The 14,057-nt window shown below is 32.5% G+C and carries 12 protein-coding genes; 8 read left to right on the forward strand and 4 right to left on the reverse strand.

Annotated elements, in window-relative coordinates; genetic code table 11:
- Positions 1 to 85: 85 nt before the first annotated feature.
- Genes BA768_RS19730 through BA768_RS19745 form a run of 4 tightly spaced genes read right to left on the reverse strand, consistent with a single transcriptional unit; the run spans position 86 to position 4,228 of the window.
- Entirely contained in the window at positions 86 to 1,558 is a 1,473-nt protein-coding gene (locus BA768_RS19730; protein WP_065722113.1) for a WG repeat-containing protein, read from the reverse strand.
- Positions 1,559 to 1,563: 5 nt separating this feature from the next.
- The gene (gene rsmI, locus BA768_RS19735) at positions 1,564 to 2,241 is read right to left on the reverse strand and encodes a 16S rRNA (cytidine(1402)-2'-O)-methyltransferase (protein WP_065722114.1); all 678 of its coding nucleotides are present in this window, start codon (positions 2,239 to 2,241) and stop codon (positions 1,564 to 1,566) included.
- Complete coding sequence (locus BA768_RS19740) at positions 2,241 to 2,807, reverse strand: hypothetical protein (RefSeq protein ID WP_065722115.1); 567 nt, start codon at positions 2,805 to 2,807, stop codon at positions 2,241 to 2,243. The genes rsmI and BA768_RS19740 overlap by 1 nt, the downstream gene beginning before the upstream one ends.
- A gap of 8 nt (positions 2,808 to 2,815) precedes the next feature.
- A complete protein-coding gene (locus tag BA768_RS19745) occupies positions 2,816 to 4,228 on the reverse strand; it encodes a hypothetical protein (protein WP_065722116.1) in 1,413 nt (470 codons plus the stop codon).
- A 61-nt stretch (positions 4,229 to 4,289) separates the two neighbouring features.
- Between BA768_RS19745 and BA768_RS19750 the strand changes: the two genes are divergently transcribed.
- From BA768_RS19750 to BA768_RS19785, 8 genes are all read left to right on the forward strand, one after another.
- Entirely contained in the window at positions 4,290 to 4,880 is a 591-nt protein-coding gene (locus BA768_RS19750) for a thymidine kinase (protein ID WP_034672883.1), read from the forward strand.
- Positions 4,881 to 4,934: 54 nt separating this feature from the next.
- Positions 4,935 to 5,273 carry a hypothetical protein gene (locus BA768_RS19755; protein ID WP_051882513.1) on the forward strand — a complete coding sequence of 113 codons (339 nt, stop codon included), beginning with the start codon at positions 4,935 to 4,937 and terminating at the stop codon, positions 5,271 to 5,273.
- On the forward strand, positions 5,251 to 5,553 hold the full coding sequence (locus BA768_RS19760; RefSeq protein ID WP_065722117.1) for a type II toxin-antitoxin system RelE/ParE family toxin: 303 nt from the start codon (positions 5,251 to 5,253) through the stop codon (positions 5,551 to 5,553). The genes BA768_RS19755 and BA768_RS19760 overlap by 23 nt, the downstream gene beginning before the upstream one ends.
- Positions 5,554 to 5,556: 3 nt before the next feature.
- A complete protein-coding gene (locus BA768_RS19765; protein ID WP_065722118.1) occupies positions 5,557 to 8,004 on the forward strand; it encodes a bifunctional UDP-N-acetylmuramoyl-tripeptide:D-alanyl-D-alanine ligase/alanine racemase in 2,448 nt (815 codons plus the stop codon).
- Between the two features lie 3 nt (positions 8,005 to 8,007).
- Positions 8,008 to 10,164 (forward strand): patatin-like phospholipase family protein, encoded by a 2,157-nt coding sequence (locus BA768_RS19770; RefSeq protein ID WP_065722119.1) that lies wholly within the window; start codon positions 8,008 to 8,010, stop codon positions 10,162 to 10,164.
- A gap of 4 nt (positions 10,165 to 10,168) precedes the next feature.
- On the forward strand, positions 10,169 to 10,576 hold the full coding sequence (gene ybeY, locus BA768_RS19775) for an rRNA maturation RNase YbeY (RefSeq protein ID WP_065722120.1): 408 nt from the start codon (positions 10,169 to 10,171) through the stop codon (positions 10,574 to 10,576).
- 204 nt (positions 10,577 to 10,780) lie between these two features.
- Positions 10,781 to 12,643 carry a tRNA uridine-5-carboxymethylaminomethyl(34) synthesis enzyme MnmG gene (mnmG, locus tag BA768_RS19780; protein ID WP_065722121.1) on the forward strand — a complete coding sequence of 621 codons (1,863 nt, stop codon included), beginning with the start codon at positions 10,781 to 10,783 and terminating at the stop codon, positions 12,641 to 12,643.
- Between the two features lie 104 nt (positions 12,644 to 12,747).
- Positions 12,748 to 13,569, forward strand: a complete 822-nt coding sequence (locus tag BA768_RS19785) for a class I SAM-dependent methyltransferase (protein WP_065722122.1) — start codon at positions 12,748 to 12,750, stop codon at positions 13,567 to 13,569.
- Positions 13,570 to 14,057 lie beyond the last annotated feature (488 nt).

Consider the following 14,057-nt stretch of genomic DNA (forward strand, 5'->3'; position numbering starts at 1 on the left):
AATTGAGTGTAATAAATAAATTATTCGGTTTGCAAATATAGATAATTTGTCTTTGCGAATTTTAAATTCACAAACTAAAGGTTTTCTAAAACATTACTTTGTCTTCGGAAGAACTAAAGTCAATAACTTCCGACTCCTTGTCTTTTGTAAGGGTAAGTTTTTTGTTATCTGCAGAATATTTATCATAAACCACCTCTTTAAGAGGCTCATTTTTGAGATTGGTAACTCCAAACTTATCTCCTTTTTGTACTACAACTTCATCTCCGGAAAGAAAACTTACGATATCATCGTAGATAAAAGGAACAATTTCTTTTCCCTCCTCATCAAGCATTCCGTAAAGATTTTCTTTATTTTTACAGATAATGGCAGGGTAAAACTGAAATGGCTTTATCGAAACAATATCTTTAATCGGCGTATAAGATTTATCTTTCGGCGAAAATTTATAATACGTTTCTTCTTTTTTAACAATGACATTATTAAAAAAGATTTTCTCAATCTGAAAGCCATCTTTCAAAACACTTTCAAAGTTTTTATCTAAAAGCTTCTCCTCATTGTCTTTGCTTACAAAAACATAATCTTCACCTTTTATTTTAAAACTTTCTACAACGTCGTATTCTTTTGGTAAAATCACCTCACCACTCACTTTAATAACAGCAATTTTAGGATTTTTATAATCTTTAAGCGTCTTAAAATTGCCATTGAATAAATGATTCACATAATGATATTCGGTAGGGAAAACTTTTTTTTGTGTTTTATCAAAGACACTTACTTTATTATCTTTAATAAGGTAAATATAATTTCTCCCTACATAAGCCTGTTCGTAAATGTTTTCTGCTAAAACCTGCTCATTTTCATCTACAATCCCATACTTATTCTTGGCAATATCTTTCGTTATTAAAAAAGGAAAACCATTAATATCTTCAATGTAATGATCTGAAAACTGACTGACTGTTTTACCATCAATATCAACCACTTCTCCGGTTTTGGTTCCTGTATTTAAATATACTTTTCCTTTGTAAAATCTCAGGTTTTCTTTGAACTCTCTTTCAGAAACCTGTTGTCCGTCAAAATTATAAATAAACCAAAGTTTATCTCTTTTAATGAAAAATCTGCTTTCGTTCGCAAATTCTATTTTATCCTGAAAAGGAATAATTTCTTTTCCGTTGTAGTCGTAAACACCGTCTTTTCCATCTCGTGATACAATTAAACGGTCTTTATTTTCCCAGGTTTTATATTTAAATTTATCTAATGGGATCAACTGATTTCCCTTAGCATCAATCAAAGCCGTTTTTCCGATGGCATCTCCATCTTTTACTTGCAGAATGAATCTGTCTTTCGAGAGTCGGAGAATTTCACTTTTAAAAGGATAATTAAATGAAATATTTCCCAAAGAATCTATGATGGAAGATGATGAGATTTTAGCGTCAGATACAATACCATACCCTTTAGAATATGAATGTACTTCTTTTCCAAGCTGTTTAGATAAAAGAATTTCTTTGTATTGATTGGTTTGTGCAGAAAAAAAGCCGGACAGAAGTATAAAAATAAGTTTTTTCAATGAAATTATTTTACAGAATTATTGACAATTAAAACAATCTCACCTTTTAAAGTTTTACTTTTAGAAAATTCTATTAATTCATTGATTGTTCCTCTCTTAGTTTCTTCAAATTTTTTGGAAATCTCCCTGCTTAAGCTTGCTTTTGTTTCTTCACCGAAAAATTCTTTGATTTGCTCTAAAGTTGTATTGATCTTGTGCGGACTTTCATACAAAACAATTGTTTTTTTCTCTTCAGCCAATTGTTTAAGCTTCGTTTGTCTGCCTTTTTTCTGCGGAAGAAAACCTGCAAAAAGAAATTCATTATTGGGTAATCCGGAAACCACCAAAGCCGGAATCAAAGCTGTTGCACCGGGAAGACAAATCATTTCAAGATCATGATCTGCTCCTGCTTTTGCCAGCAAATAACCGGGATCTGAAATTCCTGGCGTTCCTGCGTCGGTTATAATGGCGATATTTTGACCATTTTTCAGGTCAGCAATCACTTTTTCTGTCGCCTGATGTTCGTTGTGAAGATGATAAGATTTTAGAGGTTTCGAAATCTCAAAATGTTTCAGGAGAATTCCCGAAGTTCTCGTGTCTTCACACAAAATATAATCTACTTCTTTCAGCGTATTAATCGCTCTGAAAGTCATATCTTCAAGATTTCCGACGGGTGTCGGAACAAAATACAGTATACCGCTCATTAATTCAAATATTTGAATCCAAACAAGCCTTTATCATAAAACACATTTATGGTATCCCCATGTTTTAATTGTGATAAAGATTTTTGTTGGTTCATTTTTCTTTTTCTATCTATTTTCTCTGTAAAACTATCATCGAAAATAAATTCTTCGTTAGTCTTATTGCTAAGTGAAATTATTTTATCGTGATTAAAAACCTGATAAACAACCTTTTTCTTTTCAACAGATTTTATCTGATTTAAAAATAAAGTTTGCGTTGTAATAAAATGATTGAGCCAAACATAACCAACTATTAAAAAAAATATGGTTGCGAGAAGAAATCCTCCTATTGCTTCTTTACTTTTTTCAATTTTGAAAAATCCGAATAGTAAAAAGAAAATAATAATTACAAGATAAATTTTCCAAAAATGATTATTTGCAAAATATTCAATGTCACTTTTTAGATAAATTGACTTAATAAAAGGCTTTTCAACAAAACTGTAAATAGAAAAAATAACAATAAAAATACTATAAAACAGAATCCTTCTAAGTTTTATTTGTTTTCCGAAAATTGTTATCGTTTTATTCATTTAAGTTTTTACGCGAACTTATTTTCTACCAAAATCCACAGTCTCTGTGCGTATTCATCCACTTTATCCCAGCTTTTTGCGTAATAAAGATCACTTAGATATTCTTTTGCTTCTTCCAGATTTCTGCAGCTGTTCAGTTCCGTCATGGCATTATTTAAATCCGATTGACTCCCGCCAAACAAAACTTTTGTAAATGCAATTCTGTCGTTCAGATCTAGTCTGAATTCTGGTCTTAGCTTTTCAGCCTCCATAAAATCTGTAGGAATATTTGTTTTAATCAAACTTCCGGTGTCTTCTTTTACCACAGGAATTTCAACTTTTTCATGCGGAGTTTCTCTTTCCAAAGGATCATCATCAAACAAAGTCTGAATATTTTTTAACCCTCTGATATTCGCTAATTTTATCTTCTTTTCCTGACGATATGCTTCAATGTTTTCAAAGCTTTCGTCTGATTTAAGATTTTCCTGGTCTATTTCAGCCTCCGGTTTTTCTATTTCAACAATCTTTCTTCTTTCTGAGTCTTCAGGTTTTAATTCTGTTTTTTCACCAACAATTTCAGCTTCTGAATCTTTTTTTATTTCGGTTAAAATTACTTCTACATTAGAGTTTTCAGTGATTATTTCTTCCTGATTATGGTTGAATTCATTAGACTGATATTCGGTTTCGGTTTCTTCAATCAGAATTTCATCTTCATTTTGTTCAACCTCAAAAATGTCTTCTATAACTTCTTTTTCTTCAGAAAGAATCTCATTTTCAGCAATTTGATTTAACTGATCATTGAAAACCTCTTCCTCTTCAGTAACCGGCTGATCAAAAATATTTTCATCAAGATCATCATCATTTTCGGGCTGAGAATCTTCCAAAATGCGCTCTTCATCTACAAAACTCAGAACCTGATCCGTATTTTCCGGTTCTTCGTCCTCATCAATTTCATTTAACTGATTATTGAAAACGGCCTCTTCCTCAAGTTGCAAATGATCAGAAATCTCGTCCGAAACAAAATTCGCATCCGCTTCAGGCTGGTTTTCTTCTGCGAGGTTTACCATATTTTCATGGAAATCACTTTCGATGATTTCAGTCAGTTGATGGTCAAAAATGGCTTCCTGTTCTTCTGTAGAAATTTCATTATCTGTTTCCGGATAATTTTCACCAATTTCATTTAATTCATTGTTAAAAATAGCTTCTTCCTCAGTTACAGGCTCATCATTCAGCAATGCATTATCAGAAAAACCGATATTTTCGCCGTTGTAATGCTCCAGATTTTTGTGAAGCAATTTTAAAAAAGAAGTTTTTTCAGCGAGATCATTAATCAGATCATGCTTTGAAATCAGCTCGTCAACATTGTTTATTTTGCCCAAAATATCTAATAGATTTCTGGATTCAAAAAAAATCTTTTCCTGTAAATCTTGAATGTTCTGCATCGTAGATTCTTGTTAAAATTTGCTTACTTTTGAGGTTAAAATATTACGGCTAATTTAACAAATGTTTTTAGAAAATACAATTAATCATTCCAAACAAAGCGGTTGGATGGAAGTTATTTGTGGCTCAATGTTTTCCGGAAAAACCGAAGAGTTGATCCGAAGGCTGAGAAGAGCAGAAATGGCGGGGCAGAATGTGGAAATTTTTAAACCAAAAATAGATGTGCGATATTCTGATGAGGACGTAATTTCTCATAATCAGAATAAAATTCGCAGCACCCCGGTGGAAAATCCTAATGAAATACTGCTGTTGGCTTCCAATTGCGATGTTGTGGGAATTGATGAAGCTCAATTTTTTGATGAAGGCATTGTAGATGTAGCCAATCAATTGGCAAACAGCGGAATCAGAGTGGTAATTGCCGGCCTCGATATGGATTTTTTGGGAAGACCTTTCGGACCGATGCCTAATTTGATGGCGACTGCAGAATATGTTACCAAAGTTCATGCGATTTGCAGAAGAACAGGAAATCTTGCCAATTATTCAATGAGAACGTCCGCAGGAAAAGATCTTGTAGAACTCGGAGAAACAGAATCTTACGATGCTGTAAGCCGAAGAGTTTTTGTGGATGAAGTTTTGAATAAAAAAGAGGATTAATATCATATTTATTTTTAATTTTGTTTAAAATTTAATAGTTAAAACTCTCAAAAAATGATATTAGAAATCAAAAATTATATAAAAATCAGCAATTCTATTGATGAGATTTTGAAAAATTCGCCCTTCAAGTTGAAATATATCATTGAAAAAAGCGGGATTTCTGAGCCTACATTTTTTAGAAAAATGAAAGAGAAAAAATTTCTTCCGGAAGAGTTGTTGAAGATTGCAGAAATTATTGAGCCGGAAAAAAATTCTAAAGATGATATTTTGAATGCTATTCGAGAAGGAATTGAAGACGTAAAAAACGGAAGAATTACGGAGCATTCGATTGTAATGAATGAAGCAAAAGAAAGAATTGCAAAAAAGAAAAATGTACATTTTTTGGACAAATAGAGCCAAATCAGATTTGGAAATTCTGGGAGATTTTCTCATTGAAAATTGGGGCTTTGATGTTTTGGAGGATTTTTATGAAATTTTAGAAAGAAAAATATCTTTACTTGAAAATGGAAATCTTATTCACCAAAAATATGAAGACACGGAATTTCATAAACTATTGGTAACAAAGCACAACTCTATCATTTACGAAATTTCAGGAAATCAAATAAATCTTTTGAACATGATCAACAATTTCAGAAATCCCGATTCTAATTATAACTTAATTACAGAAAAGTAGTTTATGAACTACACTATAAATCAAATCGCAGAAATCACCAATTCAAAAGTTATTGGAGACAGAAGTTTAATGATCAAAAACATTGCTTTTGACAGCAGAATTATTTATTCTACTAAAAATACTGCGTTTATTGCCATCAATACTCATAAAAATTCTGGGGAAAAATTTATTGAATCTGCTATTGACAGAGGAATCAATGTTATTATTTCTGAACATCAATTCCCGCAATTTGAAAATATAACTTGGATTATTGTTGAAAATTCGGTGGAGTTTCTTCAAAAATTATCCAAATTTCATTTCGAAAATTCTCATTTAAAATCGATCGGAATTACGGGAAGTAATGGAAAAACTATTTTAAAAGAATGGTTGTATCAATGCCTTTGGAACGAATTTCCTACGGTAAAAAGTCCGAAAAGTTTCAATTCTCAGATCGGTCTTCCGCTTTCTCTGCTTCAGATAAATGATTCTCACGAACTTGGAATTTTTGAAGTCGGGATTTCCAAACCAAACGAAATGGAAAAACTGGAAACTATTTTCCATCCGCAAATTGGTTTGCTTACGCATATCGGAACTGCTCACTTGGCGAATTTTAAATCGGAAGACGAGTTGATTGATGAAAAAATTAAACTCTTCAAAGATTCCGAAGTTATTATTTACAATGGTGACAATTTATCGGTTGATAAAAAAGTAAGAGAATTATATTCTGATAAAAAATTAATCTCTTACGGTTTCAAAGACCACAACCAAGTTTACTTTAAAAATAATATCTCAAAAAACGAAGACGTTGTTGTAGAATATTTTGATGAAGAAATATCTTTTCCCGCTCATCAAAGAGACGAAGCGACGTTAACTAATGCTTTGGCGCTTTTAACAGTTTTAAAGGAGTTAGGAGTCGAAAATAAAAAGATCGTCGAGAAAATCAACGCTCTGAAGGCCGTTGAAATGAGGCTTGAAGCGATTGAAGGAATTAAGAGTAATATTGTGATTAATGATTCTTTCAATCTTGACCTCGATTCTCTGAAAACTGCTCTTCAGTTTTTAAATGAATATAATAAACCGAAGAAATCTTTGGTGTTAACAGATATTGTTGGAGTCAATTCAAATTCTAAAGAACTGTATGAGGAAGTTTCGGATTTGGTAAATGAACAAAAATTTGATTCTGTTTTCCTGATCGGCGATGAAATATCAAAATTTAGTGAATTATTTAAAGCTAAAACTTTTACTTTTATTAATACTCAGGAATTAGTTGACAGTAAACATCTTACTGAACTTGAAAATCAGATCATATTACTAAAAGGGGCAAGAAAATTTGAGATTGAAAAGCTTAAAGACATTCTTGAACTCAGAAAACACGACACTGTTTTAGAAATTAACCTCAATGCAATCCTTCATAACATCAATTATCATAAATCTTTACTGAAGCCAACCACAAAAATGATGGCCATGGTAAAAGCAAACTCATATGGCTTAGGAAGTTATGAGATTTCAGAATTTTTACAGCATCATCACATCGATTATTTGGGAGTAGCTTTTGTGGATGAAGGAGTTGAGCTTCGAAAAAAAGGAATTACCGTTCCTATTGTTGTCATGAATCCGGAGCAACACAGTTATGAAACGGTGATTGAATATAATTTAGAACCTGAAATTTACAGTTTCCGTGTTTTGGAATTATTTTATCAGGCAGTTCAGAAATCGGGTTATGATAAAAAGTATCCTATTCATATCAAATTGGAGACAGGAATGCATCGTCTTGGCTTTAAGGAATATGAATTGGATCAATTAAGTCAGACTTTAGATCATAAAAATTTAAAAGTTCAAAGTATTTTCAGCCATCTTTCGTCTTCAGATATACCGGAAGAAAAAGAATTTACTTTAAATCAGCTAAAAACTTTTGAAAAAAATTCAACCTATTTAATAGAAAAATTGGGATACACTCCTATCCGTCATATTTTAAATTCATCAGGAATTACCAGCTATACCGATCATCAATATGATATGGTAAGAATCGGGATCGGAATGTTAGGAGAATCACCAAATAGTGAAATACAAAAACAACTGCATTCTGTTGTAAGCTTTAAAACCGTAATTTCACAAATTTCTGTTGTAGACAATGGAGAATCTGTAGGGTACAGCCGTAGATTTAAAGCAGATCATAAAACAAAAATCGCCACCATTCCTGTAGGATATGCCGACGGAATTCCGAGATTAATTGGAAACCAGATAGGAAATGTGGGAATTAATAAAACTCTCGCTCCGATTGTCGGTAGCATTTGTATGGACATGATGATGATTAAAGTAGACGATGTTCCCAATGTAAAAGAAGGCGATACGGTAACTGTTTTTAATGCTAAACCAAGCTTAAAAGAATTCGCAGAATACTGCAAAACGATAACCTATGAAGTTCTAACCTCCATTTCGCCACGTGTGAAACGGATTTATGTAAAAGATTAGCCTATGAGAAAGCTCCTGATCCTATTATTTGCATTCCAATTACTTCTGATACAGTCACAGGTAAAAAAGAATCTTGTGATTCCGAAAAATCCAAGAATCGGGCTTTCACTGGCAGGTGGCGGAGCAAAAGGTTTTTCTCACGTCGGCGTTCTCAAAGTATTAGATTCTTTAGGGGTTAAAGTCGATTATATTTCAGGAACAAGTATGGGTGCTATTGTCGGAGGTCTGTATGCGTCTGGTTATTCCGGGAAAGAAATCGAAAAAATTGTAATGGATACCGATTTCTATTCATTGATACGTGATCCAAAATCAAGAAAAGAAAGCACTTTTTTCAACAAATCGGTCGATAAATATCTTTTTTCAATTCCTCTGAAAAACGGAAAAATAACCCTTCCCTCTTCCATCAGCTCCGGACAAAAGAATGTCTATCTTTTAAAAGAGTTATTTAAAAACGTTTCAAGCGTTAATGATTTTTCAAAACTGCCAATTCCTTTCATGTGCATCGCCACAAATCTCGAAAGCGGAAATATGGAAATTTTTGAAAAAGGAGATTTGGTACAGTCTATCATGGCAAGTTCGGCATTTCCTTCTTTAATGGATCCTGTGAAGATTGGCGACAGTATTTATATTGATGGAGCAATGACGGTAAATTATCCTTCAAAGCCATTAAAAGAAAAAGGAATTGATATTGTAATTGGGGTAGACCTGAATCAGGATCTTTCAAAAAGAGAAGATTTAAATAACATTATAGCAATATTAAACCAGGTAATTGATTTCGGAATTCAAAAAGATACCAGAAGACAATATAAATATACGGATATCAACATTAAGCCCAATCTAACCGGAATGACCGCAACAAGCTACGATGACAAGAAAAAAATTCTTGATAGCGGATATGTTGAAGGGCTGAAGTATTCAGCAATTCTGGATCAACTTCCTAAACGTGAATTTGACCGTCTTAGACAGCCTATAAATCAGATTTATTCTAATGTTTATAAGATTGATAGCATTTCGATAGAAGGAGGCCGTATTTACGGTAAAAACTATGTTCTCGGTAAAATGGGACTGCGTCTTCCATCCATGCAGACATACGGAAGTATCAACAAAGGTTTAGACAAACTTATTGCTACAAACAATTATCGATTCATCAATTACGACATTGTTACAGAAAATAATTTTAATTACCTTAAATTATATGTTACCGAAGATGAAGCAAGACATTTTCTTAAAGTCGGTTTGCATTATGATGAAATTTTCAAAACTGGTCTTCTTTTAAATTATTCAGCAAAAAGATTGTTATTTAAAAATTCAAACTTATCCTTAGATGTTGTTGTCGGAGATAAGCCAAGATATTATTTAAACTATTTTATTGATAATGGCTACATTCCTGGCTTTGGTATTTACTCTTCCGGAATGAGTTTCGATTTGAGAGGAAATGATAATATAAGCATAGATAAATGGCAGTGGTTGCGAAACGAAGCTTATATACAATCTGTATGGAAAGATAAATTTGCAATCGGAGCAGGAATCAGTCATGATTATTTTGAAGCAGATATGAATGGTTTAAATAAAAGATACAACCGCTTTCTGAATCCGTACGTATTTTTAAAAAGCGATACCCAAAATGACCGCGATTTTCCAACCAGAGGATTTTATCTAAACGCTGAAGGTAAAGTGATCGATCTTCTCAAATCTGAAGTCGACAAACGTCTTATCCAAGTAAAAACTGATGTAAGAATTAATTTACCACTCATCAGAAAGCTGAGCTATCATTTAAATCTTTATGGCGGAATTACAATTGGAGAAAATCTGCCACAGTTCTACCAATACAGATTGGGTGGAATTTTTGAGCAGAATATTATCAACTTTCACAATTTTGCAGGATTTTATTTCGCTCAGCTTAATACCAATAATGTGGTCTTGATTTCAAACGATCTGCAATTCAAATTTTATAAAAACTTATTCCTGAGCGGTAATTTTTCTTTTGCCAACCTTTCAAACGATATTACTTTCGAAGATGCGGTAAAGGTTAATTATAGCTCAATGGGAGCAACTATAGGCTATAGATCTCCGTTTGGACAGATCAAATTCAATTTCAGCCATTCACTAAAAAACAATCAAAAAGGCATATTCAGTGTTATTTTAGGACACTGGTTTTAATACAATGATACAATTCTTTTACGAAAGCTTACCCGAATCTGTAAATACAGACTACAAAACATGGCTGGAAGAAATTATTCTTTCAGAAGGAAAAAAAGTCGGCGAAATCAATTATATCTTCTGTGACGACGAATATTTATTAAAAGTAAATCAGGATTATTTACAACACGATTACTATACCGACATCATTACATTCGACTATGTAAAAGGCAAAACAATAAGCGGCGAGATTTTCGTATCTTTGCAGCGCATTTCAGACAACGCTTCTACCCTTTCCAAAAATTTCGAAGAAGAACTGAGAAGAGTTTTGGCTCACGGTATTCTTCATCTTAGCGGATATAAAGATAAAACCGAGGAAGAAGAAAAGTTGATGCGAAGCAAAGAAGATTTTTATTTAGCAAAATACAATTAAGTTTTATTTTTTTAGAAGCTTAATCCCGCTCTCCGCACTCGCTATTTTCTTTTTTTCAAAAAGAAAATAAGCTCAAACAATTGCTGCGATCGGGGCTAAAAACACAGCATATAGGCGATTATAGCCTATAATTTACAATAATGTTTCACGTGAAACATTTATAAAAAAGATTAAAATTTAAGGCTTAAAATAAGCAATAAAGAAATGATTTCAGAAATATATGACGTAATTGTAGTTGGTGCCGGTCACGCAGGATGTGAAGCAGCAGCTGCAGCAGCCAATTTGGGTTCAAAAACGCTGCTTGTTACAATGAACATGCAGACTATTGGACAGATGAGCTGCAACCCTGCAATGGGAGGAATTGCAAAAGGACAAATTGTACGAGAAATCGATGCAATGGGAGGATATTCAGGAATAATAGCAGATAAATCTGCTATACAATTCAAGATGCTTAATCTTTCCAAAGGTCCTGCAATGTGGTCTCCAAGAACTCAAAATGACAGAATGCTTTTTGCAGAAGAATGGCGTTTAGCATTAGAAAACACCCCGAACCTGGATTTCTTTCAGGATATGGTAAAACAGCTTATTATCGAAAACGGTAAAGCTGCAGGAGTTGTAACTTCATTAGGAATCGAGATCAGATCAAAATCTGTAGTTCTTACAAATGGAACATTTCTGAATGGTCTTATACACGTTGGTGACAAGCAATTAGGCGGTGGAAGAATGGGTGAACCGAGAGCTTTTGGCATCACCGAACAATTGGTTTCTTTGGGTTTTGAAGCAGGAAGAATGAAGACCGGTACTCCACCGAGAGTAGATGGAAGAAGCCTTGACTATTCTAAAATGGAAGAACAAAAAGGAGATGAAAAACCTCAAAGATTCAGCTATTTAGACACTCCTAAATTAACAAAACAATTAAGCTGTCACATCGTTTACACTAATGAAACAGTTCATGATATTTTACGTGAGGGATTCGACAGAAGCCCTATGTTTAATGGTACAATCCAAAGTTTAGGTCCAAGATATTGTCCAAGTATTGAGGATAAAATCAATCGTTTTGCTGAAAGAAACAGACATCAGCTTTTCGTAGAACCTGAAGGCTGGAAAACGGTAGAAATCTATGTCAATGGGTTCAGTTCTTCACTTCCTGAAGATGTTCAGGTTAAAGCAATGAAACATATCCCTGGATTCGAAAATGTAAAAGTTTTCCGTCCTGGCTATGCCATTGAATACGATTACTTCCCTCCTACCCAATTAAAGCATACCTTAGAAACAAAATTAGTAGATAATTTATATTTCGCAGGTCAAATTAATGGTACAACTGGATATGAAGAAGCAGCAGGACAAGGTTTAATTGCAGGAATCAATGCTCACAATAAAGTAAAAGAAAAGGAAGAATTTATTCTCAACAGAGACGAAGCATATATCGGCGTTTTAGTAGATGATTTAATTACAAAAGGCACAGAAGAACCTTACAGAATGTTTACTTCCAGAGCAGAATATAGGCTTCTTTTAAGACAGGATAATGCAGATATAAGGTTAACGGAAAAAGCTTTTGAACTTGGTTTAGCAAAAGAAGAAAGATTAAAAAGAGTTCAGGAGAAGGTAGCTAAAAGCCAGGAACTTGAGACCTTTTTACGAGAAACTTCTTTAAAACCTGGAGTTATTAATCCTATTTTAGAAAGCATAGAAAGTAATCCGGTAGATCAGGCCTACAGAGCATCTCAGTTCCTAACAAGACCAAATATTACCTTAGAAAAATTAGATAATATCGATGTTATAAAAGAATTTACTTCTCAATTTGATGACGAAGTAAGAGAACAGGCAGAGGTAAATATTAAATACAAAGGCTATATCGAAAAGGAAAAAGAAAATGTAGCAAAACTAAATCGTCTAGAAAATGTAAAGATTCCGGAAGATTTTGATTATTTAAAAATATCAAGTTTATCTGCGGAAGCAAAACAAAAAATGAATAATGTAAGACCAAAAACAGTAGCTCAAGCTGGTAGAATAAGTGGTGTTTCTCCTGCCGATATCAACGTTTTATTGGTCTATTTAGGACGATAATTAAGAGATGTTTCACGTGAAACATAGAAACAATTTGAATAAAGTTAATTGAAATTTGAGGCTGAAAACAGCTTCAAATTTCATTTTAAATTAAGATATAAATAATGAAAATTAAAGATCATTTTCTTTCACAGGAAATTTTTGAGATTAAAGAAACGGAAACAGAAGGTGTTTTCAAAACTACCCCTATTCCATCCAATATTTCAAAATATTATGAAAGTGAAGATTACATTTCTCATCATCAGGACTCAGGAAGTTTTAAAGAAAAACTTTATAAATTCTTACAATCTTTCAATTTACAGTATAAAAAAACAATTCTTTTAGACAGAATTAAAAAGGGTTCAAGAGTTTTAGATTACGGATGTGGTGCAGGAGAATTTGTAAAATACATAGAAAACGATTTCGAAACTTTCGGGTTTGAGCCAAATTCTAATGCCAGAAATGCAGCAAAAAATAAGATTTCAAAAGCTACAGTTTTAGATAATATCAACACTATTGACGATCAAAGTTTAGATGCCATTACACTTTGGCATGTCTTCGAGCACGTGGAAAATCAAGATGAAATGCTTGAAATCTTTAACAAAAAATTAAAAGAAAAAGGATTACTCATAATCGCTGTTCCGAACCCCACTTCTTATGACGCAAAACATTACCAAGAGTATTGGGCAGCTTATGATGTACCAAGACACATCTATCATTTTTCAAAAAAAGGAATGGAAAATCTGATCTCAAAGAAACCAAATTGGAAAATGAGAAAAATTAAACCTCTGGTTTTAGATTCATACTATATCTCTATGTTGAGCGAAAAATATAAAAAATCTCCTCTTTTTTGGCTAAAAGCTACAATCAACGGAACGATTTCTAACGTAAAAGCACTTTTTTCGAACGAATTTTCAAGTTTGATCTATATTATCGAGAAAAAGTAGAAAATCGATTTTTGAACCGTTTCTAAAGGTCAATTTTCAGCATTATTAGAAGAAAAACTATAAACTCAGGAATTTTTCTTGAGTTTTTCTTTTTTTTACTCTACTCTACTTTCCAATTTTCACATGAAATTTTACAACGAATGATGAAATAATCTTTAGCACAAGAATTACTATTCATAGAAAATTTAGCAAAAGGAAAAAAATATTATTAAAAATACAAATTCTGAAAATTTATAATTTAAGGCTTGTCAAATTTGAATCCCTATAAAAGTAGGCTAAAAATTAACAAAACAATTTGATAATAAATTCAAGCTAGAAATTGAAAAGTTGAAAAATTGAAAAAAAGTGAAAATTTCAAACTGAAAAAGTAAATTGATTCAGAAATATTATATTCTTATCTTAAAATTTAAATTATATATCAAGTATTGAAAATTTTCTATTTCTCGATTTTAAATGCATTTCTGAGGGTCATTTTTTTCGATTTATTT

It is taken from the genome of Chryseobacterium sp. CBo1, from assembly GCF_001693475.1.
In the GTDB taxonomy this organism is placed as follows: domain Bacteria; phylum Bacteroidota; class Bacteroidia; order Flavobacteriales; family Weeksellaceae; genus Chryseobacterium; species Chryseobacterium formosense.

Excerpts from the sequence above, each read along its gene's own strand:
- rsmI (WP_065722114.1), bottom strand. The coding sequence starts at position 2,241 with ATGAGCGGTATACTGTATTTTGTTCCGACACCCGTCGGAAATCTTGAA.
- BA768_RS19740 (WP_065722115.1), bottom strand. The coding sequence starts at position 2,807 with ATGAATAAAACGATAACAATTTTCGGAAAACAAATAAAACTTAGAAGG.
- BA768_RS19745 (WP_065722116.1), bottom strand. The coding sequence starts at position 4,228 with ATGCAGAACATTCAAGATTTACAGGAAAAGATTTTTTTTGAATCCAGA.
- BA768_RS19750 (WP_034672883.1), top strand. The coding sequence starts at position 4,290 with ATGTTTTTAGAAAATACAATTAATCATTCCAAACAAAGCGGTTGGATG.
- BA768_RS19755 (WP_051882513.1), top strand. The coding sequence starts at position 4,935 with ATGATATTAGAAATCAAAAATTATATAAAAATCAGCAATTCTATTGAT.
- BA768_RS19760 (WP_065722117.1), top strand. The coding sequence starts at position 5,251 with ATGTACATTTTTTGGACAAATAGAGCCAAATCAGATTTGGAAATTCTG.
- BA768_RS19765 (WP_065722118.1), top strand. The coding sequence starts at position 5,557 with ATGAACTACACTATAAATCAAATCGCAGAAATCACCAATTCAAAAGTT.
- BA768_RS19770 (WP_065722119.1), top strand. The coding sequence starts at position 8,008 with ATGAGAAAGCTCCTGATCCTATTATTTGCATTCCAATTACTTCTGATA.
- ybeY (WP_065722120.1), top strand. The coding sequence starts at position 10,169 with ATGATACAATTCTTTTACGAAAGCTTACCCGAATCTGTAAATACAGAC.
- mnmG (WP_065722121.1), top strand. The coding sequence starts at position 10,781 with ATGATTTCAGAAATATATGACGTAATTGTAGTTGGTGCCGGTCACGCA.
- BA768_RS19785 (WP_065722122.1), top strand. The coding sequence starts at position 12,748 with ATGAAAATTAAAGATCATTTTCTTTCACAGGAAATTTTTGAGATTAAA.